A 21,323-nucleotide genomic window follows, 5' to 3' on the forward strand; every position below is an offset into this window, starting at 1 on the left:
ACACGACGACCGAGTTAACACGCGTGTTCACGTCGCGGCGAGGTGCTACGTAGCACCTCGCCGTGCGCGTTTTCAGGCGCGTCGGGTCATGCGTTTCCGTGAGTGATCACAGCGCCTTTTCGCGTGCTGGAATGCGCGGGTGAGCCACCGCACGCGCGGGCTTCGCGAGTGAGCCACCGCACGACGGCCGAAGTGCGCAGCAACCTATCCTGCCACCCGAGATACGCACTCATGTCGCTCACCGACTCGATCCCGAACAACGTCGATCTCGGCTCTGACAAGAAGCTGCTCCGAGCGCTCGAGAAGTGGCAGCCCGACTTCATCAACTGGTGGATGGAGATGGGCCCCGACGGGTTCCAGAAGGACGAGATCTACCTGCGCACCGCGATCTCGGTCGATCCCAAGGGCTGGGCGAATTACGAGTACGTGAAGATGCCCGACTATCGCTGGGGCATCTTCCTGACGCCGCGCGAGGGCGAGCGCGACATCGGCTTCGGTGATCACGCGGGCGACAAGGCGTGGAACGAAGTGCCCGGTGAGCTGCGCTCGATCCTTCGTCGCATCATCGTCACGCAGGCGGACACGGAGCCCGCGTCGGTCGAGCAGCAGCGCCAGCTCGGCAAGACCGCTCCGTCGATGTACGACCTTCGCAACCTCTTCCAGGTGAACGTCGAAGAGGGCCGGCACCTCTGGGCGATGGTGCACCTGCTCCACCAGTACTTCGGTCGCGATGGTCGCGAAGAGGCCGAGGCGCTCCTGCAGCGCCGCAGCGGTCATCCCGACACGCCGCGCATCCTGCAGACGTTCAACGAGAAGACCGACGACTGGATGTCGTTCTTCATGTTCACGATGTTCACGGACCGCGACGGCAAGTACCAGCTCGCGGCCCTGAGCGAGAGCGGCTTCGATCCGCTCGCGCGTGCGACGCAGTTCATGCTCACCGAGGAGAGCTTCCATCTCTTCACGGGAGAGACCGGCGTCGAGCGCATCGTGCAGCGCGCGGCGGAGCTCACGAAGCTCGATGCGAACGGCGATGCGCGCGCGCAGGGCGGCATCGACCTCGGGACGATCCAGAAGTGGATCAACTTCTGGTTCTCGAGCGCGGTCGAGCTCTTCGGCGGCGAGATCTCGAGCAACGCGGCGGACTACTTCGCCACGGGCCTCAAGGGTCGCTTCCGCGAGCGCGAGAAGTACACCGAGCACAAGGCGCTCGAGGGCGCGTACTCGATGGTGGTGCCCGGCGAGCAGGGCCGCCTCGCGTCGCGCGACGTGCCGCTGCGCAACGCGATGAACGAGATCCTCCGCGACGAGTACGTGGCCGACTGCGAGCGCGCCTGTCGCAAGTGGAACCACGCGATCAAGAAGACCGGGCTCGATGTGGAGCTCTACATCCCGAGCCGTCGCTTCAATCGCTCGATGGGCATCTACGCGGGCCAGTCGTTCGCGCCGAACGGCGAGCCGATCTCGAAGGAGCACTTCGAGTCGATGCGCAGCAAGTGGCTGCCCACGCCGGAAGACCGCGAGTACGTGCGCTCGCTGATGACGGCGGTGCACGAGCGCGGAAAGATCGCGAACTGGATCGCGCCGCCGAAGCAGGGCGTCGACGGCAAGCCGTTCGACTGGGAGTACGTGCGCTTCGCGCAGTGATCCCGATCGCGACGTGACGTGACGAGCGCGCGCGGCGTGGTGGAAGCCGCGCGCGACGCAGTGTGTGCAGTGAGCCCGCGACGATGCGACGCACGTCGACGAGCAGGGGAGACGCGTCGACAAATGCAGGCGGGTGAGCGCATCGAAGCGCTGACGCGGCGGTGGATCGCTGCGGGCAAGAACGTCTACGTCGCCAAGGAGCCGCCCTTCGATCCCGACGACGGCGGCGTGCCGCCGGCGATGTGGGACGGAGAGCCGGATCCTTCGGGCTGGGTGCGCTGGCGCGCGACGGAGCCGCGTGTCGCGCCGCGCGACCTGCAGCGCGTCGAGGAGCGCATCGGCGCGAAGCTACCGCCGCTGGTGCGCGCCTGGCTCTCGACGAGCTCGATCGGGCCGCTCGAGAGTGATCGTCTGCGCCTGCCCGCGTTGTGGTCGGACGCGCCGCTGCGCGACCTCGAGAGCCTGCTCGACGCGTGGTCGCCCCTCGAGCGCGCGGGCTTCGTCGCGATCGGCGAGGACGGTCTCGACGCGGGCCCGCTCTGCATCGATCTCCAGGCGCGCGACGACTCGGGTGATGCGCGCGTGGTCGCGTTCGATCACGAGGCGCTGATCGCGCTCGGCCCCGAGGCGTGCGCGCAGCGCGAGAAGGTCGCGTCGCTCGCGCAGCCGCGCTTCGCGTCGTTCGCCGCGCTGCTCGACGCGCTCGACCGCAGCTGATCCGGAACGCGCGCGCGTTCGCGTTGTCGAACGCGCGTGCGCTGGGGGCTCGTCGCGCTGATCGTGCACGTCGTGGTGCTCGCGCTCGTTCCGTCGGGCGCTGCGCGCCGTGGCGAAACGCACGAGCCGATCGCGATCGAGTTCGTCGAGTCGCTCGCGCTCGAGCGCGCCGTGGGCTCGAAGGACACCGGCGGAGGCGACGATCCGGGCGGCGATCCCGTGCCGAGCGGTGTGAACGACGACGGGCTCTCGATCGGTCGCGACGACGCGCGCTCGAGCGCGCGTCCCGGTGCCGCACGGGAGGCGACGATCGCGCTGACGGAGGCGCTCGCCGGTGCGCTTCGCACGCTCGGGACCGAGGGCACGCGCGACGACGTCGATCTCGACGTCGCGACCGCGACGGCATCTCGCCTCGCGCTCTCGAGCTCGACGATCGAGGCGCTCGGGCACGCGCCCGCGCGCGGCTGTCCACCCGGCGAAGCGTGCGGCGCATTCGGCGCGCGCGGCGAGGGACTGATCGATCGCGGGAGCACACGCGCCCTCGCATCGACGAGCGGCGCACCGATCGTCATGAGCGATCCCTGCCACGGGCTGCACGTGTGCCCGCGACGGCGCCTCCGAGCGCCGTACTTCGTCGAGACGACGATCACCGGAGGGCTCGCGTACGCGCCAGTCGCCGCCGTGCGCATGCCGATCCATCGCGCCGCTCGTCGCTGCCTGACCGCGCAGGGCGAGCCCGGCGCGTATCCGTTCGGGCTCGGGGTCGCGCCCGACGGTCGCGTGCTCGCGCTGATGAAGCTCGATGCGTCGCGCGAAGGAGAGCCGCGCCTCGAGTGCCTCGCGCGCGCCCTCTCGACCAGCACGTTCCCGATCGCCGACGGCGGATCGCGCATCCGCGTCGTGATCACGATGGGGCGCTGATCACGGCGCGAAGCTCTCGACCACGTCGACCGCCGCGAACGTCGGCCGATCTCCGCCCCCGACGACCCACACGCGCCCTGCAGCCGCGAGCACGACGTGCCCGTGACGCGGCGTCGGCACCGGCTCGATCTGCGACCACGTCTCGGTCGCGAGATCGAGCGCCTCCACCGAGTCGAGCGCGCGATCGGGCTGCTCGCCGCCGACCGCGTACGCGATGCCCTCGAGCACCGCGATCCCGAACCCGCCACGAGCCGTCGCAATGCTGGGCCCGGTGCGCCACGCGTCGGCGATCGGATCGTAGATCTCGACCACGTCGGTGTTCGTCGACAGCGAGTTGCGACGGCCCGCGACCACCCAGAGCTCCCCGTCGTGCGCGAAGCCTCCGAGGTGCTCGCGCTGGGTCGGGATCGCCGCGCCGGCGTCCCATCGATCGTTCGCGAGGTCGTAGCGCAGCGTGCTCGTCGCGAGCCCACCGCGCGTCGCGTTGCCGCCCGCGACCACGATGCGATCGCCGATCACCTCGGCGACCGCCGCGCCGCGACCTTCGGGAAGGGGCGCGATCTCCTGCCACGCGCTCGCCCCGTCGCGCAGCACCCACGCGGTCTCGAGCGGATCGAACTCGAGCGTCTCCATTCCGCCGATCAGATAGAGGTCGTCACCGGTCGACACCATCATCGCGTGGTGGCGCGGGCGCGGCAGCGACGGCCCCTCGCTCCATGTGCTCGTGCCCGGATCGAAGATGCGCACCGCGCTCGAGGTCGCGCCCGAGGCATCGAGGCCGCCCGCGATCCACAGGCGCCCGTCGTGCACCGCGCCCGTGATCTCCTGGATGCGCTCGGGCACCGCGGGCTCGCTGCGCCACGCGCTCGACGTGGCGGCGTCGACGACGCTCGCATCGATCGGCGCGTCGGGCGCGTCGCGTGTGTCGCCGCACGCCGCGAGCACGAGCACCGCCCACGCGCCCACCATCACGTCGTCGCGCATCCCCCACCCCGCTCCGAATGAATCTACACTCCGCGCTCCATGAGGAACGAGGACTCTCCCCGCGCCCGCCTCGCAGCGCTCTCGAAAGGCTTCCGCCGCGACTACCTCGGTCACGATGCGCTCACCGCGCAGCTCCGCGCCTGGGCCGACGCGTTCCCCGACGTCGTTCGCCTCCGCTCGATCGGCACCACGCCCGAGGGCCGCGATCTCTGGGTGCTCACGATCGGCCCCGAGCCCGACCGCGTGCGGCCGGGCGTCTGGATCGACGCGAACATGCACGCGTCGGAGCTCTCGGGTTCGAGCGTCGCTCTCGCGATCGCCGAGGACGTGATCGCGCTGCACCTCGACGACGAGACCGTCTCGGGCGTCGGCCTGCCGCGCCACCTGCGCCGCATCGTGAAGGACGTGCTCTTCCACGTGATGCCGCGCGTCTCGCCCGACGGCGCCGAGGCCGTGCTCACGACCGGACGCTACGTGCGCTCGGTGCCCCGCGACTCGCGCCTCAACCGCGCGCATCCGCGCTGGATCCCCGAGGACGTCGATGGCGACGGGGTCGCGCTCTACATGCGCAAGGAGGATCCGGCGGGCGACTTCGTCGAGATCGCGGAGTTCCCCGGGCTGCTCGTGCCGCGCACGATCGACGACCCGCCGCCCTACTTCAAGCTCTTCCCCGAAGGGCGCATCGAGCACTTCGACGGAGTCACGGTGCCCGCGCCGGACTTCCTCTCGGACACCGACGTCGATCTCAATCGCAACTTCCCGTTCCGCTGGGCCGCCGAGCCGCAGCAGCGCGGCGCGGGCGCGTTCCCGGCGAGCGAGCCCGAGGTGCGCGCGATGGTCGAGCACGCGACGCGCACGCCGAGCCTCTTCGCATGGCTGAACCTCCACACGTTCGGCGGCGTGTTCATCCGTCCGCCGGGAGACGTGCCCGACGATCGTATGAGCTCGTACGATCTCGCGGTCTATCGACAGGTCGGTCAGTGGGCCGAGGAGATCACCGGATATCCGATGGTCAGCGGCCACGACGAGTTCCTCTACGAGCCCGGCAAGCCGCTCTACGGCGCGCTCAGCGAGTGGGCGTACGAGCAGCGCGGCGCGCTCTCCTACGTGTGCGAGCTCTGGGATCTGATGGCGCGGCTCGGGATGCCGCGACCCAAGAAGTTCGTCGACTACTACACGCGCTTCCGTCGCGAGGACTGGGTCGCGCTGGCGCGCTGGGACGCAGATCACAACCGCGGGCGCATCTTCCGGCCGTGGAAGCGGGTGCGTCATCCGCAGCTCGGCGACGTCGAGGTGGGCGGCATCGATCGTCGCGTCGGGCTCTCGAACCCGTCGTACGAGGAGCTGCCGGGGATCTGCGAGAAGCAGAGCGCGCTGATGCTGCGCGTCGCGTCGCTCCTGCCGCGCATCGTGGTGAGCCGCGTCGAGGTCGCGCCGCTGCGCGAGGACGTCACCGAGCTCACCGTCGTGGTCGAGAACCACGGCTACCTGCCGACGTACGGCATGCAGCACGCGATGGATCTGCCCCACAACGAGGCGCTCTGGGCGGACGTGATCTGCGATGGCGCGTGCGTGCTCGAAGAGCGCGGGACGTCGCATCGATCGGTCGGGCACCTCGAGGGCTGGGGGCGCGGGCTCGGCGACGCGGGGCACTCGATCTTCTTCCCCGCGAGCCAAGGCTCCGCGACGAGCCGCACGCTGCGCTGGGTGGTGCGCGGTCGCGGCACCGCGACGGTGCGCATCGGCAGCTGCCGCACCGGCTACGTCGAGCGTCGCGTCGGCATCGGCGGCGGGCTGTAGTCAGCGAGCGCGTACGCGCATCGGGCGGCCGTAGAGAACCGCGAGCGCGGGCTCGAGCTTCGACGTCTCGACCCGCGCACCGATCACGTCGACCTCGCGGGCGCCGATCTCGAGCTCGCCGCCCGCGAGCGCACGCGCGCTCTCGTCGTCCCCGCTCGCGCGGAGGAAGCCGACGAGCGCGCGCTTCACGTCGTCGCCGAACCCGCGATCGAGCGGCTCGCCGGCGTCGTCGCGATAGCCCGCCTCCACGCTGCGCTCGCGAACGCCCCACACGATCGCGAGGTCGACCACGCTCGCGCCGAGCACGCGCGGCGCCTCCGCGGTGATCGTCACGATCACCGCGTCGCGCACCGACGGGAACGTCTCGCACGAGCCCAGCGCGTGCCCGTCGACCTCGAGGCGCACGTCGATCGCGCGCACCGTTCCATCACTCGATTCCCACGCATCCCCGGCGCGCTCGAACACGTGCACGATCGAGCGGCGCAGCACCTCCGCGACGCGTCCGTCGCGCATCGTCGCCGCGCGCGCGAGCGCGGCACGCCGCAGCTCGGGGACTGCGCTCACGCCTTGCGCCGGATGCGCGCCGCGAGACCGGGCTCGTCCTCCGCGAGGCCCGGCTCCTCGTCGGCGACGCGCACGTCGGCCGCGGGGCGCGCATCTTCCGCCATCGCCGCGGCGAGCGCCGCCGCTTGCGCGCGATCGTCGCCGCCGCTCGGCTTCGCGAGGTCGAACACGATCTTCGTGTTGCCCGATCCGCTGATGCCCTGGAGCGCCTCGAGGCGACGCAGCTCGAGCGCGCCCGGCTGCGCGGTGAGCACACGCGCGGCCTCCGCGAAGTTCTTCGCGCTCTCGAGGTCCGCCTGCGACTTGATGATGACGACCTGCTTGTCGCGCTCCGCGATCGCCTTGCGCGCGATCGCGTCCGAGATGTTGCTCGGCAGCTGGATGTCCTGCAGCGCGATCAGCTCGAGGTGCAGGCCCCACTGCGAGACGAACTGCTCGACCTGCGCGCGCACCCGCGCCGCGACCTCGTCACGGTTCGCGAGGAGCTCGTCGAGCGTGATCTCGCCGACCACGTCGCGCAGCACGACCTTCGCGCGATCCTTCACCGCGAGCTCGTAGTTCTCGACGTTGAGCACGGCCTTCTGCGGATCGACGACCTTGAAGTAGACGACCGCATCGATCAGCGCGGTGACGTTGTCCCGCGTGATCACGACCTGGCGCGGCAGATCACGATTGCGGATGCGCTTGTCGATGCGCGCGAAGCGCTGCACGACCGGCAGCACCATGCGGATGCCGGGCTCGAGCCGACCCGAGAGACGGCCGAGCGTGAACTTCAGCCCGACCTCCCACTCGTTGATCTGCTTGACCGACGACGCGAGCACGGCGGCGCCGACGAGACCGAGGAGCAGCAGGAACGGGACCATCGAGCGACCTCCGGTGCGTGGGAAACGACCGAGCGTGCGCGGATCATCCGATCGTGCGCGGAGCCTCGTCGATCACCATTTGCGCTTCGGCGGTGGAGGCGGCGAGCTCGGCTTGATCGGCGGCGGCGCGGACGAAGGGCGCGGCGGCTCCACCATCACGTCGATGTCGACGTGCGACATCGGCGGCGCGACCGACTGCGCACGCGTCTGCGGCAGCGGCAGGAACGAGAGGCGCTGGTAGAGCTGGATCGCCTCGGGCGGGAGGTCCCCGACCATCTGCACGAGGTCGCTCTTGCGCAGGTAGAGCTCCTCGCGGCGACCGTCCTCGCGCTCGAGCTTGAGCGAGAGCTCGTGCGGGTTCGGGCTGTGCCGCGCGACCTCCGCGGCGACGCTCGCGAGGCGATCGGAGATGCGCAGCAGGAGCACGTGGACGAGGTTGCGCTCGAACACGTCGTGGCCGTCGAGCTGCGCCGAGAGCAGGCGCTGCTTGCGCGCGACGAGCGGCGCGCACTCGGCGCGCAGCGACTCCGCGAGCTCGGCGATGCGCGCGATCTCCTCGCCCTGGCTCGCATACGGCGCGTCGCTGCCGCCGCCGGTGCGCTCGTCGAAGCGCGTGATCTTCGCGACGAGCTCGTCGCCCTCGGGATCGAGCGTGATGACGAAGCTGTCGCGCGGCGCGTCGAGCTTGCGGCGGAGGTGGATCTCCATCGAGTCCGGACCGAGCTCGAGCGCGGCGATCATCATCTCGTCGAGCACGACGACGTCGGGGTGCAGCGAGCTGCGGAGGAACGCCTTCTTGAACCCGACCTGCAGCGCGAGCCCCGGTGCGAAGTCCCCGATGCGGCGCGGCCGGCCCCAGCTCGCGTCGCGCGACACGTCGAGCGAGAAGCTCGTCGTGAGATCACCGGGGTGCGAGCGCACGACCTGCCCTTGGGGCGCGGTGCCGCCGAGCCCGAGCGAGAGCGCCCACGAGTCGACGGGCAGCGGATCGCTCAGCAGGTACTCGGCGAGCGCAGCGCGCAGCTCGCTGCGCCTCGCGCGGATGCGCGCCGCGACCTCGACCTGATCGGCGTCGAGATCCTTCGCGCGCGCGGCGCGCGCCTTCGCGGAGAGCGCGTCGATCTGATCGAGGAGCTGGCTGGCATAGGGACCGACGATCTGGGGCGCGCCCGATCGCGCGGCGCGCTCCGCGATCACGTCCCCGAGGCCATTGAAGAAGGCTTGCAGCGACTCGAGGGCGTGCAGGTGCTCCTGGGCGCGCTCGCCGAGCGATCGCTCGAGCTCGTCGGCCTCGTACGCGAGGGCGAGCACGCGGCTCGAGGCGCGCACGAACGTGCGGAGCGCGCTCAGGAAATCGAAGCCGTCGGGGAACGGCTCGGAGTCTCCGTACAGGAATCGGGCGCCCACAGCACACACGATACCCGTGGCTGGTGCCGGCTGTACACCGGAACGATCGCGACGGAAAGGATCACCGCGAGGCGCGGGGCGCGCTGGGGCACGAGCATCCCCAGCTCTCGGGGAGCTGCGGGCACACCGTCTCCGCGATGAGCCGATGTCCCTCGCGGTTCGGGTGCACCGGGTCGAACCCGCGGTACTCGGGGCGCAGGAACCACCGCGGGAGCTCCGCGAGGATGCGCGAGTCGGCATCGAGCCGCGCCATCCGCACGGCCTCGGGGAACGCCGCGAGCATCCGCCGCGCCCGCGAGTCCTGCTCGAGGACGCGCCGCATCTCGGCCACGTCGCGCGGCGCCGCGCCGCGATCGCGGAGCACCGAGTCGTAGAGGTCGATGCGCACGTCCGCGAGCTCCTCGGACGCCCACGGCGCGTCCGCATCGAGCTCGCGGTGCTGCGCGTGCTCTCCGAGCGCTTCGCGCGGCGGGATGCGCCCCATCACGAAGTCGACGATGCGCCGGGTGCTGCGCCACGTCTCGAGCCCGCGCGCACCGCCCCAGCGACGCTCGTCGTCGAAGCTGCCCCACGGCGTGAGCGTCATGCCGACCACGCGCATCCCGCGCCGATGCGCGTCGCGGAACGTGCGACGGATGTAGTGGTTCGTGCGGTGCGAGACGCCGGCGCTGTTCAGCCCGCCGTTCCACACGAGCCAGTATTCCTGCTCCGGCGCGCCGAGGGTCAGCCGCGGATTGTCGAGCACCTCGGTGCGGAAGTGCTCGTAGAGCTGCCACGCGCCGTAGCCGACGCGCGACAGGTTCCGCACCTCGGCGTTGCCGCACCAGTTGTGCAGGAGCCGCCCGTAGGGCTCGTCGCGCCACGCGCCGATCGAGCCCGCGAGCAACACGACCTTCACCGGCCGTGAGCGCAGGACGAAGCGCCAGTCCGGGTCGTCCCACGCGTACCCGCCACCGCCGGTCGGCTGTGCGAGCGAAGGAGTCGACGGAACGACGAACGCCGCGATCCCGCAGAGCAGGATCGCGGCGGTCGTGCAGAGCGCCTCAGCCCTTGAGCGCCTCGGCGCCACCGATGATCTCCATCAGCTCGGTGGTGATCGCCGCCTGGCGCGCGCGGTTGTAGGCGAGAGTCAGCTTGCCGACGAGCTCCGACGCGTTCTTCGTCGCGTTGTCCATCGCCGTCATGCGCGCGCCGTGCTCCGACGCGACCGACTCGAGCAGCGCGCGGAAGATCTCGATCTCCACGTACATCGGGAGGAGTCGATCCAGCAGCGCGACCTTGCTCGGCTCGTAGATGAAGTCGACCGACGCGCCGCCCGCACCCTCCGCGTCGCCCGCGCTCTGCGGGACGATCGGGAGCAGCGGCTCGAGCACGACCTTCTGCGAGATGGCGCTCTTGAACTCGTTGTACGCGAGGAGGACCTCGTCGTAGCCGTCGCTCTTGTACTCCGCGACGATCGCGCGCCCGATCTCGCCGGCCTTGAGCACCGAGAGGTTCTCGAAGACGCCGGTGAACTCGAACTCGATCTTCGCGCCGCGACGACGCAGGAAGTCGCGCGCCTTGCGGCCGATCACCGCGAAGCCGACGTCGACGCCCTGCCCCTCGAGCTCCTTCCACTTGCGGAAGGCGGCCTTGTTGATGTTCGCGTTGAACGCGCCCGCGAGGCCGCGGTCGCTGGTCAGCGCGACGATCAGCACCTTCTTGCGGTCGCGTCGCGCGAGGAGCGGATGGACATCCTCCTCACCGGCGCGGGTCGCGACCGAGCTGAGGACCTCCATCGTCTTGATGGCGTAGGGCCGCAGCTCGGTGATCGCCTGCTGTGCTCTCCGGAGCCGAGCAGCGGCGACCATCTTCATCGCGCGCGTGATCTTCTGCGTGTTCTTGACGCTTCCGATCCGCTTACGAATGGCCTTGAGGTTGGCCATCGATCACTCCGCCACGTCGTCGGAACGCTCAGCGTCTTCGGCCGCGGCCTTCTTCGCCTTCTTGCCGCCCTTGGCGCCGGCGCCCTCGACCGAGAAGATCGTGGCGAACTCCTTCAGCGCCTTGTGCAGGTCGCCCTCGATCTCCTTCGTGATCTCGGGCTTCTTCTTCAACGCGTCGATGATCGCGCCGTGCGAGCCCTCGACGAACGAGAGCATCTCGCGCTCGTAGCGGCGGACCTCGCCGGTCGGGATCTCGTCGACGTAGCCGTTCGTCGCCGCGAAGATCGACACGACCTGCTTGTCGACCGTGAGCGGCGCGAACTGGTCCTGCTTCATGATCTCGACCAGGCGCGCGCCGCGCGCGAGCTGGCGCTGCGAGGCCTTGTCGAGGTCCGACGCGAACTGCGCGAACGCCGCCATCGCGCGGTACTGCGCGAGCTCGAGGCGCAGCGGGCCGGCGACCTTGCGCATCGCCTTCGTCTGCGCGCTGCCGCCGACGCGCGACACCGAGATGCCGACGTTGATGGCGGGGCGGACGCCCGAGTAGAAGAGGTCCGACTCCAGGAAGATCTGGCCGTCGGTGATCGAGATGACGTTCGTCGGGATGTACGCCGAGACGTCACCCGCCTGCGTCTCGATGATCGGGAGCGCCGTGAGCGAGCCGCCGGAGTCGGGGATCTTCTTGGCGACGTAGTCGCCACCCTTCTCCTTGGCCTCCTTCTCGGCCTCCTTCTTCGCTTCCTCGCCCAGGTGGACGTGGACGCCCGGGAGGCCGCGCTTCGGCTCCTGATCCTTCTTCACGCACACCCACTCTTCCGCGAGCTTCGCGGCGCGCTCGAGCAGGCGCGAGTGGACGTAGAAGACGTCGCCCGGGTACGCCTCGCGGCCCGGCGGGCGGCGGAGGAGGAGCGAGAGCTGGCGGTACGCGACCGCCTGCTTCGAGAGATCATCGTAGACGAGCAGCGCGTGCTGCCCGTTGTCGCGGAAGTACTCGCCCATCGTCACGCCCGCGTAGGGGGCGATGAACTGGAGCGGCGCCGACTCCGACGCGCCGGCCACGACGACCGTCGTGTACTCCATCGCGCCGTGCTCCTGGAGCTTCGTCACGACGTTCGCGACCGTCGACTGCTTCTGGCCGATCGCCACGTACACGCAGAAGACGCCCTGGCCCTTCTGGTTGATGATCGTGTCGAGCGCGACTGCGGTCTTGCCGGTCTGGCGGTCACCGATGATCAGCTCGCGCTGACCACGGCCGATCGGGATCATCGCGTCGATCGGCTTGATGCCGGTCTGCAGCGGCTCCTTGACCGGCTGGCGCTGCACGATACCGGGCGCCTTGATCTCGACGCGGCGGCGGAGCTTCGACTCGATCGGGCCCTTGCCGTCGATCGGCTCGCCGAGCGAGTTCACCACGCGACCGACCAGCGCCGGGCCGACGGGCACGTCGAAGATGCGGCCCGTGCGCTTGACGGTGTCGCCCTCGCGGACCTCGATGCCGGTGCCGAGGATGGCGACGCCGACGTTGTCCTCCTCGAGGTTCAGCACCATGCCGGCCAGGCCGCCGCTGAACTCGACGAGCTCGCCCGCCATCGCGCTCTCGAGGCCGTAGATGCGCGCGATACCGTCACCGACCGACAGCACCGTGCCGGTCTCCAGGACGTCGACCGCCTTGTCGTAGCTGGCGATCTGCTTCTTGATGATCTCCGAGATCTCTTCGGCGCGGAGCTGCATGTTCCTGTCCTCGTTGGCGACTGGCGGCGCCCTCAGGCGCGACCCTGCGGGGAAGCAGCCACCAGGAGCTGGTGGCGGATGTCACGGAGACGGTTCTTGATCGAGCCGTCGAACACGACGTCGCCGACCTTCGCGACGACGCCGCCGATGAGCGAGGGATCGGTGCGGCGCACGAGCTGCACCTTGCGACCGGTCGCCTCGGAGAGCGTGCGCTCGAGCTCGGCGTAGTAGCTCTCGGGCAGCTGCGTCGCGCTGATCACCTCGGCGCGCAGGCGTCCTGCCTGGGCCTCGGCCATCGACTGGTACGCGTCCGAGATCGCGCGCAGGTGCTCGAGGCGGCCGCGCTCGGTCAGCATCATCAGCGCGTTCACGAGCATCGCGGGCGCGCCGGCGCGCTCGGCGATGCCGCGCACGACCTGCTTCTTGGTCTCGGGCAGGTACTTCGGGTTCTCGAGCACACCGCGCAGCTCCACGCTGGACTCGAGCGCGCCCGCCACGTCGGCCAGCCCCTTCCCGATGGTCTCGACCGTCTTCTGCTCGCTCGCGAGCTCGAAGAGAGCCTTTGCGTAGCGCTTGGCGACTCCCGACGCGATCACAGCCGCTTCTCCTGCACCTTCTCGGCGAGCGAGGTGCGAATCGTGCCGAGGTAGTCCTTCGCGAGGCGCTCCTGGTCCTGCGCGTTCGTCGACTGCACGAGCATCGACTCGGCGGCCGCGACCGCGGCCTCGATCGCCTCGCGCGTCAGGTCCTCGCGGAGCTGCTTCATCTGCTGCTCGATCAGGAAGCGCGCTTCGTCGCGCATCTTCTCGGCGCGCTTGCTCGCGTCGGCGACGATGCGATCGCGCTCGTCCATGCCGGCGCGGCGCATCTCCTCGCGGAGGCGATCGAGCTCGGCGTCGAGGTTGTCGATGCGGGCCGAGTACTCCTTGTACTTCGTCTCCGCCTCTTCCTTGACGCGCTTCGCCTCTTCCATGCCCTCGACCACCGACGCGCGGCGGTTGCGGAGGAACTCGGGCAGCGACTTCCGCATCAGGAGGAAGAGGACGAGCAGCAGGAGCGCGAAGTTGACGATCGAGCCACCGAGCTCGAACGTGTTGATCTCCGCGTGGTGCTCGCCGCCGTGCTCGCCGTGCGCGTCGCCGTGGCCTTCGCCGTGCGCGTCACCGTGCTCCGCAGGCGCGCCGTGCTCGCCGTGATCCTGAGCGCTCGCGATCGCCGGGACCGAGAGGCCCAGCATCGCCGCGAGCAGCCACATCCGCAGCGTGCGCATCAGGCTGCCTTCCTGCCGAGCAGCTTCTCGGCGATCTGACCCGCGAGCGCGGGCACGGTCTTCTTCATGTCGGCGCGGATGGCCGTCGCGTCGGACTGCATCTTCGCGGTCGCGTCGCCGAGCATCCCGTCGGCCTCGACGCGCGCCTTCGCGAGCAGCTCGCGCTCGAGGCGCTGCGCGTCCTGGCGGATCGAGTCGCGATCGGCCGCGGCCTCGGCGCGCACCTTCTTCATCTCGGACTCGAAGGCCTTGAGCTTCTCCTCGGCCTCGGTCTCGAGCGAGCGCGCCTCGCGCTTCGCTCCGTCGATCGCCGCCTCCCGCGCATCGAAGAGCGCGATCATCGGGCGGAACACCAAGCGGCGCAGGAGCTCGAACGCGACGAAGAAGATCAGCAGCTGGATCAGCAGCGACCCGTCGAGATCGATCACCGCGCCTCCGGAGAGGAGCAGGGCAGGAAGAGTGGACGGCATGCCGATTCCTCGAGGGCGAAGGCGCCTCGCAAGGGAGCTCTCGAGAACGCCTCGAGAGAGGGCCCCCTGCCCAGCGCGAAGCGGTCGGGGGTTCGAGAGGGCCGGGAAATCAGTGGCGGCGGGCGCGCGCTCGGGGGGAGGGCCCCCTCGGGCGGGCGCTGTGTAGCATGGGGGTGTGGGCAGTCAAGCGTGGTCGCGAGTGCTCGCGAGACGCGCGGATGCCCGAGAAACATGGGCCTTTCTCGTCGGACGTGGGGTCGCTCCTGCGCGGCGGCGAGGGGCTCTCGAACGAGGTCCCACACGTGGCTGGAAGCCTCTGTCCGAGCACGCCTTTTCGTCTATGCTCCGCGCCGATGAGTGTCACGACGCGCTGGATCCCAGTCGCGGCCGCGATCGCAGCCGCGGCCCTGGTGACGATCGACGGAGCACCGGCCGAGGCGCAGGTGCGGGTCGCGGTGATGCCCTTCGAGGGTGCGGGCGCGGGCGGGGCGAGACGTCAGGTCCAGAGCGCGCTCGAGGAAGACGGACGCGTGTCGGTCGTCGATCTCGATCGGGTGGATTCCGCGGGGAGCGATCCCGGTCGGGTCGCGAGCGATCTCGAGGCTCGGATGATCGTGCAGGGCCGGGTGACGGGACGCGGTCGTCGCCGGCGCCTCCAGCTCACCGCCCTCGACGAGAACGGGCACCAGGTCGCGAGCGCGAGCGCGCAGATGCGCGGCCAGGGCGTCGCGCGCGCCGCGCGATCGCTGCTCGACGACGGCCTCTCGCGCCTGCCCGGGCCGCGGCAGCAGGTGGAAGAAGAGGCGCCGCCGCCGGTGCGCACCACGACGCTGCCCGACGAGGAAGAGGTCGAAGAGGAGGTCGAGGAAGAAGAGGCCGAGGAAGGCGCCCCGTCGTCGTGGGATCGCCGCGCCCCGCTGCTCGAGCTCCAGTTCGGCGTGGTGCCGCGCTCGCGCGAGGCCGACGTGACGTTCCAGGACGGCCGCCACGGTCGCTACAACGCGTGGTACCCGGAGCTCGCAGTGCGCGGCGAGCTGCGCCCGTTCAACGCGGATCCCGGCGTGATCCAGGGGATCTACGCGCGCGGTTTCTTCGCCCACGCGGTCGGTCTGTCGTCGCAGGTCGACAGCACGGGACAACCGGTCGACAGCACGTTCTACCGCGTCGACTTCGCGGCGGGCTGGCTCTTCCCGCTCGCCGACGTGCTCGATCTCGGCGTCGAATTCGGCGCGGGCTGGGACACCTACAACCTCAGCGAAAACCCGCTCCTCGAGAGCGCGGAGTACGTCTATCTCCGCCCCGCGCTGCGCGGTCGCATGCGCATCTACCGGGAGCTCTTCGTGATCGGCGCCGAGGTCGGCGTGCGCCCGGTGCTGAGCCGCGGCGATCTGAACCAGTACGGGAATTCCGGCGACACGATCGGCTTCGACGTCGGCGGGTCGCTCGGCGGCGGGTTCACGCTCGCGGGCACGTTCGGGATCACCTGGGCGCTCCAGGTCAGCTACGTGAACTACTGGCTCACGTTCTCGGATCCGCCGGACGCGGCGTTCGCGGGCGACAGCGGGACCGACGGCGGCGTGCGCATCGGGATCTTCGCCGGCATCGGCTACTGGTGATCGCGGCGCCCGGGCGCCGCCCCTGGTTCTTTCAGCAAAAAACGGGTCTGGCCCCGGGCAAGACCCGGTTTTTCGCCGAAGATCGCCGGTTTCACCGGACCGGAGCCGTTCTTCGGTCGAAGGCAGCCTCCGGCCCGCGCGGAGTCACGTTTTTCGCCGAATGAAAGGCTCGGGCGCGCCCGGCGGTATCATCCGTGCTCGTCGGGCACGGCGGTCTCCCCGGTCTCGGCCTCTTCGTCGTCGCGACCGACCGGGAGCATCGTGCAGCGGCCCTCGAAGACGCAGCCCTTCGAGATGTCGATCTCCGGCGCCTGGATGTCGCCGTAGACCGCGCCCTCGGGGTGGATCTCGATGAGCTGACGCGCGAGCACGTTCCCGCGCAGCACGCCGCCGCGCACGATCAGCGTGCCGACCTCGATGTTCGCCTCGACCTCCGCGCCGTCGCCGATGACGAGCACTCCGTCGCCGAGGATCTCGCCCTTGAGCGCGCCGTCGATGCGCACCCGCCCTTCGAACGCGAGCTTGCCCTCGAAGCGCGCGCCGCGGCCGAGCAGCGCGTGCAGCTCGCCGATGCCCGTGAGATCGCGGGGCGCGGGCATTCAGCCTTCCTCGATGCGGATCGCGCGCGCCGGCTGCGCGATGCCGCTGAGCATGTGGATCTCCCGGAGCGCGCTGCGCACGTTCGCGTCCTTGCACGCGTGGGTGAGCATCACGACGTGCACCGGCTCGCCGTCGGCGCTGGCGCGGCCTTCCTGGATCATCTGCTCGATCGACACGTCGAACGCGCCGAGCACGCCCGCGATCCGCGCGAGCACGCCGGGGCGATCCATCACCGTGAAGCGCAGGTAGTAGCGGCCGACGTGGTGCCCCGGATCGCGCACCTCGCGCGCCGCGAGCGAGCGATGGGTGATGCGACCGCGCGAGCCCATCATCAGGTTGCGCCCGACGTCGACGATGTCGCTCACCACGCTCATCGCGGTCGGCATCGAGCCCGCGCCGTAGCCCGAGATCATCAGCGGGCCGAGGCTCTCGCCCTCGATGTAGATCGCGTTGAGCGCGCCCGAGATGCTCGCGATGACGCTGTCGTCGGGCACGAGCGCCGGGTGCACGCGCAGATCGAGCGCGCCGTTCGGCAGCGCGCGCGCGATCGCGAGCAGCTTGATCACGTAGCCGAAGCGCGCCGCCATCTGCATGTCGATCGCCGCGACGTGCTCGATGCCCTCCTGGTGGATCTGCGAGGGCAGCACCCGCGTGCCGAACGCGAGCGACGCGAGGATCGTGAGCTTGTGGAGCGCGTCGCCGCCGTTCACGTCGAGCGTGGGATCGGCCTCGGCGTAGCCCGCGTCCTGCGCGCCGCGCAGCGCGACCGAGAAGTCGATCTTCTCGTCGTACATGCGCGAGAGGATGTAGTTGCTCGTGCCGTTGACGATGCCGCGCAGCGCGACGACGTTGTCGCTCACGAGCGCCTCGCGCAGCACGCGGATCACCGGGATGCCGCCGCACACCGCGGCCTCGAACGCGAGGTCGACGCCGCGTGCCTCGGCGAGCTCGAAGAGCTCCGAGCCGCGCTCGGCGAGCAGGAACTTGTTCGCGGTGACGACCGACTTGCCGGCCTCGATCGCGCGCACGACGTGGGCGCCCGCGGGATCGAGCCCGCCCATCACCTCGACGACGACGTCGATCTCGGGATCGCCGAGCACGCTCTCGGGATCGAACGAGAGCAGCTCGCGAGGCGCGTGCTCGCCGCGCTCCTTGTCGGGATCGCGCGCGACCACACGGCGCACCTCGATCGGCGCACCGAGGCGGCGCGCGAGGCTCTCACGGCGGGTCGCGATCGTCCGGAGCACGCCCTGCCCCACCACGCCGCAGCCCAGCATCCCGATCCGAATCGACCTCGTCACGGGCGCTGACATACCTCATGGGCCGTGCTCACGAAAGCTGGTAGGAGGCTCCAATCTTGCCGTCGGGCGCAGCGCTTCTGATCTCGTGGATCGTGACCGCCGGCGTGTGGCTCTTCGTGCACGTCCTCGCGACGGTGAAGCTCCTGCGATCGGACGCGATCGATCGACGCACGAAGTCGCTCGGGCTGGTGCCGCTGGCCACGCCCTACGTCGCGTGGAAGGCGGGCGCGCGCGTGTCCGCGGTGCTGTGGGCCGCGCTCGCGGTGCTCTACGTGGTGCTGCGCGCCATGGGCTGAGCTCGCACGGCAGCTTCGATTGACACCCCCCCGGTGGTTCCCTACGTTCACCGCGTTTCGGAGGTGCTCATGGCCGGCAAGAACGTGCTCGTGGTGAACGATCTCAACTTCGAGACCGAGGTGATGAACTCGGACCAGCCGGTCCTGGTCGACTTCACCGCCACGTGGTGCGGGCCCTGCCGTCAGATCGCGCCCTTCATCGACCAGCTCGCCGACGAGTACGCCGGGCGCGCGAAGGTCGTGAAGCTCGACATCGACGAGAGCCCCAGCACCGCGGCGCGCTTCGGCATCCGCGGCGTCCCCACGCTCTACGTGTTCAAGGGCGGACGCATCGTCGCGCAGCAGCAGGGCGCGGCGCCGAAGACGATCCTCGCGCGCCTGATCGACACCGGCATCGGCGCCTGAGCGCGCCGCTCGCGACGAGCGAGAGACGCCCTGGTCCCGCGAGGGATCAGGGCGTCGTGCTCTGGAGCTCGCGGAGGCGCTGCTCGATGCGCTGCTGGCGCTCCTGCTCGCGCTGCATCGAGGCGCGATAGAGGAACCCGGCCCCGACGATCGCGATCGCGATGACCACTGCGCCCGCGATGATCGCGTAGCTCGTCCACGAGGTCGTGCGTCGTGCGGGCCCGCGCGGCGCGGCAGGGACGGCGGCGGCGGGGGTCTGCGGGGCAGGTGCGGCCGGCGCCGCGGCGCGCGGCGCGGGCTTGGACGCGTCGAACAGCACCGGGCCCGGCGCGATCATCTCGCCGCTGTCCGCGGCGCGCGGGCGCGGGATCGGCTTGATGTCGGTGGGCAGCGGCACCGGCTCGGGCTCGCGCGCAGGGCGACGTCGCACGGGACGCGCGGGCTCGGGCTCGGAGACGATCGCGGGGACCACCACGGGCATGCCCACCGCGGTCGCCTTCGCGCTCGCGATCTTCGGCGTCTTCTTGCCGGGCGCGGTGGCGCGCAGCTCCTCGAGATCGGTGGGCGCGAGCTCCTGCGTGATCTGCGCCGAGCGACGCTTCGGCGGGGGTGCGTCGAGCGCGATGCCGAGCGCGGCGCGCACCAGGCGCGGATCGAGCTCGTCGCTCATCGTGTCGCGCGGGTCGACCTTCGCGCCGGGATCGGTCTTGCCGTCGAGCAGCTCGAGCTCCGCGCTCGCGAGCACGTCGGGCTCGGACGCGAGCGCGGCGCGCACCAGACGCGGATCGAGATCGCTCGCCTCGGGCAGCTGCCCGTCGGGGCCGAGCGCGACGTGCCGCGCGGTGTCACGCGACGCGGTCGGCGTGATCCCAGGATCGGTGGGCACACGCTCGTCGCTGTCGAGCGACGCCTCCGCCGAGCGCGTGACGCGATCGGTCGGCGGATCGGCGAACGTCGGGTACGACGAGCTGGTGCGCCGCGAGGGATCGGTCGGCGAGCCCTCGAGCTCCGCGACCTGCGTCGTCTCGTCGGTCGTCGCGGACGTCGCGACGGGGAAGCTGTCGCGATCGACCTGGGGGACCGGAAGGCGCGCGAGATCGGCGAGCGCACCGACCAATGCGTCGAGCGTCGGGGGCCGCGCCGCGGGATCGGCGTTGAGCACGCGAGCGAGCTCGATGCCGACCGGGCCGAGCGCCGCCGGCGGCGACGCGCGGCGCATGTCCACGCCGCGCCCGGTGAGCGCTTCCCACGCGATCGCGGCGACACCCCAGCGATCCGAGGCCCGACCGCCGAGCCCGTCGGCGATCTCGGGGGCGAGGCCCTGACGGAGGCCCGGCTCGCGCTCGAGCGCGCTCGACACCAGCTCGCCGGACATCGCGGACAGCAAGAAGCCGCCGGTGAGCAGCAGCCCGTCGGGATCGACCCACACGCGATCGGCGCGCACGTCGCCGTGCCAGAAGAACTCGGGGATCGAGGCGATCGCCGCGGCCAGGCGCGCGACGACCGGGAGCACCTCACGCGGCTCCAGCGTGCCCGCGGCCTTCGCGCGTCGCGCATCGAGCACCGCGCGCAGCGAGGTGCCGCGCGGCCACGGCTCGACGGTGAGCACCAACGTGCCCTCGCGATCGACGTCGCGCAGCGGTGAGATCACGCGACCGCCGCCGCCGATCAGCGGGCGCATCCGCTCGACCATCCCGCGCGCGTCGCGCTCACCGAGCAGGCCCGGCGCGGTGCAGCGCAGGAGGATCGGCGCGTCGCTCTCCTGATCGAGCCCGCGGTAGGTGAGGACGAGCGCGTCGCTCGTGAGCGCTTCGACGATCTCGTAGCGCTCGGCGAGGACCTCGCCTTTCCGCGGGGCACGGCCGCCGGGCGCTCCGGTCACCAGCGTCGTGTCACTCATGGAGCGAGCACCTCGAAGGATCGTGGCGCGCGCCGCCAGCTCGCGTGGGCCCATCCATCGGGCCTTCGAGGGTATTCGAGGCCTGCGCTCCCCGTCGAGGGGCGTCCTCGGAGCGCATCAGCGACGCCCGAGCCCCGTCGAGCCGAAGCCGCCGTCGCCGCGCGGCGTCGTCTCCAGCGCATCGACCACGTCGATCGCGACGCGCGTGACCGGCGCGACCACGAGCTGCGCGATGCGATCGCCGTGACGGATCACGTGCGGCTCGCGGCCGTGGTGCACGAGGATCACCTGGACCTCGCCGCGATAGTCCTCGTCGATCGTGCCGGGCGCGTTGAGCACCGTGATGCCGTGGCGCGCGGCGAGACCGCTGCGCGGTCGCACCTGGCCCTCGTGGCCCGGCGGGAGCGCGATCGCGAGACCGGTCGGGACGCGCACGACGTCACCGGGACGCACCTCGATCGGCGCGTCGAGCGCAGCGGAGAGATCGAGACCGGCGGCACCGTCCGTGGCGTACACGGGAAGCGGCGCATCGTCGCGGAGACGCTGGATCCGAAGTCGCTCCATGCTCGACACCCCTCACCAAAACACGAACGCCCCGGAGCGTGGCGCGCCGGGGCGTTCGTCGGGATTGCGCTCGTCGCGCGATCAGTCGTTGTCGCGGTCGTCGCGCGGACGATCGTCGCGCGGGCGATCCTCACGAGGACGATCCTCGCGCGGACGATCCTCGCGCGGACGGTCATCACGCGGGCGATCATCGCGCGGACGATCCTCACGCGGACGATCGTCGCGCGGGCGGTCGTCGCGCGGACGGTCGTCGCGCGGACGATCATCACGCGGACCCCGATCGCGCGGACCACGATCACGATCGCGCGGACCACGATCACGATCGCGCGGACCACGATCACG

The 21,323-nt window shown here is 70.8% G+C and carries 21 protein-coding genes; 7 read left to right on the top strand and 14 right to left on the bottom strand.

Translation table 11 applies throughout. From position 1 onward, the window contains the following. Window positions 1-231 precede the first annotated feature (231 nt). The 3 genes from boxB to I5071_RS18970 all read left to right on the top strand — a co-directional run bounded on the left by boxB (window position 232) and on the right by I5071_RS18970 (window position 3,285). Entirely contained in the window at window positions 232-1,647 is a 1,416-nt protein-coding gene (boxB, locus tag I5071_RS18960; RefSeq protein ID WP_236606881.1) for a benzoyl-CoA 2,3-epoxidase subunit BoxB, read from the top strand. A 123-nt stretch (window positions 1,648-1,770) separates the two neighbouring features. Continuing rightward, window positions 1,771-2,364, top strand: a complete 594-nt coding sequence (locus tag I5071_RS18965; protein WP_236606882.1) for an SMI1/KNR4 family protein — start codon at window positions 1,771-1,773, stop codon at window positions 2,362-2,364. Window positions 2,365-2,400: 36 nt separating this feature from the next. After that, entirely contained in the window at window positions 2,401-3,285 is an 885-nt protein-coding gene (locus tag I5071_RS18970) for a hypothetical protein (RefSeq protein WP_236606883.1), read from the top strand. Here I5071_RS18970 and I5071_RS18975 read toward each other — a convergent pair whose 3' ends face one another. Then, complete coding sequence (locus tag I5071_RS18975; RefSeq protein ID WP_236606884.1) at window positions 3,286-4,269, bottom strand: Kelch repeat-containing protein; 984 nt, start codon at window positions 4,267-4,269, stop codon at window positions 3,286-3,288. It abuts the gene before it with no gap. Between the two features lie 39 nt (window positions 4,270-4,308). Here I5071_RS18975 and I5071_RS18980 point away from each other — a divergent pair, with 39 nt between their 5' ends. Next, on the top strand, window positions 4,309-6,069 hold the full coding sequence (locus I5071_RS18980; RefSeq protein ID WP_236606885.1) for a M14 family metallopeptidase: 1,761 nt from the start codon (window positions 4,309-4,311) through the stop codon (window positions 6,067-6,069). Here I5071_RS18980 and I5071_RS18985 read toward each other — a convergent pair whose 3' ends face one another. From I5071_RS18985 to I5071_RS19025, 9 genes are all read right to left on the bottom strand, one after another. Beyond that, entirely contained in the window at window positions 6,070-6,633 is a 564-nt protein-coding gene (locus I5071_RS18985; RefSeq protein ID WP_236606886.1) for a hypothetical protein, read from the bottom strand. Further along, complete coding sequence (locus I5071_RS18990; protein ID WP_236606887.1) at window positions 6,630-7,496, bottom strand: SPFH domain-containing protein; 867 nt, start codon at window positions 7,494-7,496, stop codon at window positions 6,630-6,632. Before I5071_RS18990 ends, I5071_RS18985 begins: the two co-directional genes overlap by 4 nt. Window positions 7,497-7,568: 72 nt before the next feature. Next, a complete protein-coding gene (locus I5071_RS18995; RefSeq protein WP_236606888.1) occupies window positions 7,569-8,903 on the bottom strand; it encodes a hypothetical protein in 1,335 nt (444 codons plus the stop codon). A gap of 61 nt (window positions 8,904-8,964) precedes the next feature. Next, window positions 8,965-9,972 (bottom strand): hypothetical protein, encoded by a 1,008-nt coding sequence (locus tag I5071_RS19000; protein WP_236606889.1) that lies wholly within the window; start codon window positions 9,970-9,972, stop codon window positions 8,965-8,967. Next, window positions 9,947-10,828, bottom strand: a complete 882-nt coding sequence (gene atpG, locus I5071_RS19005; protein ID WP_236606890.1) for an ATP synthase F1 subunit gamma — start codon at window positions 10,826-10,828, stop codon at window positions 9,947-9,949. The genes I5071_RS19000 and atpG overlap by 26 nt, the downstream gene beginning before the upstream one ends. A gap of 3 nt (window positions 10,829-10,831) precedes the next feature. Continuing rightward, window positions 10,832-12,559 carry a F0F1 ATP synthase subunit alpha gene (gene atpA, locus I5071_RS19010; RefSeq protein WP_236606891.1) on the bottom strand — a complete coding sequence of 576 codons (1,728 nt, stop codon included), beginning with the start codon at window positions 12,557-12,559 and terminating at the stop codon, window positions 10,832-10,834. A 32-nt stretch (window positions 12,560-12,591) separates the two neighbouring features. Beyond that, complete coding sequence (gene atpH, locus I5071_RS19015) at window positions 12,592-13,155, bottom strand: ATP synthase F1 subunit delta (protein WP_236606892.1); 564 nt, start codon at window positions 13,153-13,155, stop codon at window positions 12,592-12,594. Next, window positions 13,152-13,829 carry an ATP synthase F0 subunit B gene (locus I5071_RS19020; RefSeq protein WP_236606893.1) on the bottom strand — a complete coding sequence of 226 codons (678 nt, stop codon included), beginning with the start codon at window positions 13,827-13,829 and terminating at the stop codon, window positions 13,152-13,154. The genes atpH and I5071_RS19020 overlap by 4 nt, the downstream gene beginning before the upstream one ends. Further along, on the bottom strand, window positions 13,829-14,299 hold the full coding sequence (locus I5071_RS19025; protein ID WP_236606894.1) for an ATP synthase F0 subunit B: 471 nt from the start codon (window positions 14,297-14,299) through the stop codon (window positions 13,829-13,831). The genes I5071_RS19020 and I5071_RS19025 overlap by 1 nt, the downstream gene beginning before the upstream one ends. A gap of 353 nt (window positions 14,300-14,652) precedes the next feature. Between I5071_RS19025 and I5071_RS19030 the strand changes: the two genes are divergently transcribed. Then, window positions 14,653-15,915 (top strand): hypothetical protein, encoded by a 1,263-nt coding sequence (locus tag I5071_RS19030; RefSeq protein ID WP_236606895.1) that lies wholly within the window; start codon window positions 14,653-14,655, stop codon window positions 15,913-15,915. A gap of 188 nt (window positions 15,916-16,103) precedes the next feature. Here I5071_RS19030 and I5071_RS19035 read toward each other — a convergent pair whose 3' ends face one another. Both I5071_RS19035 and I5071_RS19040 read right to left on the bottom strand, forming a co-directional pair. Next, complete coding sequence (locus I5071_RS19035) at window positions 16,104-16,514, bottom strand: bactofilin family protein (protein WP_236606896.1); 411 nt, start codon at window positions 16,512-16,514, stop codon at window positions 16,104-16,106. Next, complete coding sequence (locus tag I5071_RS19040; RefSeq protein ID WP_236606897.1) at window positions 16,515-17,816, bottom strand: homoserine dehydrogenase; 1,302 nt, start codon at window positions 17,814-17,816, stop codon at window positions 16,515-16,517. It lies immediately after the preceding gene. A gap of 56 nt (window positions 17,817-17,872) precedes the next feature. On the opposite strand from I5071_RS19040, the gene I5071_RS19045 reads away from it, so the two are divergent. Next, a complete protein-coding gene (locus I5071_RS19045) occupies window positions 17,873-18,112 on the top strand; it encodes a hypothetical protein (RefSeq protein WP_053232693.1) in 240 nt (79 codons plus the stop codon). A 69-nt stretch (window positions 18,113-18,181) separates the two neighbouring features. Next, a complete protein-coding gene (gene trxA, locus I5071_RS19050; RefSeq protein WP_236606898.1) occupies window positions 18,182-18,517 on the top strand; it encodes a thioredoxin in 336 nt (111 codons plus the stop codon). A 46-nt stretch (window positions 18,518-18,563) separates the two neighbouring features. Here the strand turns inward: trxA and I5071_RS19055 are convergent, their stop codons facing one another. Both I5071_RS19055 and dut read right to left on the bottom strand, forming a co-directional pair. Further along, window positions 18,564-20,417, bottom strand: coding sequence for a hypothetical protein (locus tag I5071_RS19055; protein WP_236606899.1), 1,854 nt, complete (start codon window positions 20,415-20,417; stop codon window positions 18,564-18,566). Window positions 20,418-20,534: 117 nt separating this feature from the next. Next, window positions 20,535-20,990 carry a dUTP diphosphatase gene (dut, locus tag I5071_RS19060; RefSeq protein WP_419249636.1) on the bottom strand — a complete coding sequence of 152 codons (456 nt, stop codon included), beginning with the start codon at window positions 20,988-20,990 and terminating at the stop codon, window positions 20,535-20,537. Window positions 20,991-21,323: the final 333 nt, after the last annotated feature.

It is taken from the genome of Sandaracinus amylolyticus (assembly GCF_021631985.1).
Lineage (GTDB): Bacteria > Myxococcota_A > Polyangia > Polyangiales > Sandaracinaceae > Sandaracinus > Sandaracinus amylolyticus_A.

Coding starts and splice junctions, on each gene's coding strand:
- boxB (WP_236606881.1), top strand. CDS start 232: ATGTCGCTCACCGACTCGATCCCGAACAACGTCGATCTCGGCTCTGAC.
- I5071_RS18965 (WP_236606882.1), top strand. CDS start 1,771: ATGCAGGCGGGTGAGCGCATCGAAGCGCTGACGCGGCGGTGGATCGCT.
- I5071_RS18975 (WP_236606884.1), bottom strand. CDS start 4,269: ATGCGCGACGACGTGATGGTGGGCGCGTGGGCGGTGCTCGTGCTCGCG.
- I5071_RS18980 (WP_236606885.1), top strand. CDS start 4,309: ATGAGGAACGAGGACTCTCCCCGCGCCCGCCTCGCAGCGCTCTCGAAA.
- I5071_RS18990 (WP_236606887.1), bottom strand. CDS start 7,496: ATGGTCCCGTTCCTGCTGCTCCTCGGTCTCGTCGGCGCCGCCGTGCTC.
- atpG (WP_236606890.1), bottom strand. CDS start 10,828: ATGGCCAACCTCAAGGCCATTCGTAAGCGGATCGGAAGCGTCAAGAAC.
- atpA (WP_236606891.1), bottom strand. CDS start 12,559: ATGCAGCTCCGCGCCGAAGAGATCTCGGAGATCATCAAGAAGCAGATC.
- I5071_RS19020 (WP_236606893.1), bottom strand. CDS start 13,829: ATGCGCACGCTGCGGATGTGGCTGCTCGCGGCGATGCTGGGCCTCTCG.
- I5071_RS19025 (WP_236606894.1), bottom strand. CDS start 14,299: ATGCCGTCCACTCTTCCTGCCCTGCTCCTCTCCGGAGGCGCGGTGATC.
- I5071_RS19030 (WP_236606895.1), top strand. CDS start 14,653: ATGAGTGTCACGACGCGCTGGATCCCAGTCGCGGCCGCGATCGCAGCC.
- I5071_RS19035 (WP_236606896.1), bottom strand. CDS start 16,514: ATGCCCGCGCCCCGCGATCTCACGGGCATCGGCGAGCTGCACGCGCTG.
- trxA (WP_236606898.1), top strand. CDS start 18,182: ATGGCCGGCAAGAACGTGCTCGTGGTGAACGATCTCAACTTCGAGACC.
- I5071_RS19055 (WP_236606899.1), bottom strand. CDS start 20,417: ATGAGTGACACGACGCTGGTGACCGGAGCGCCCGGCGGCCGTGCCCCG.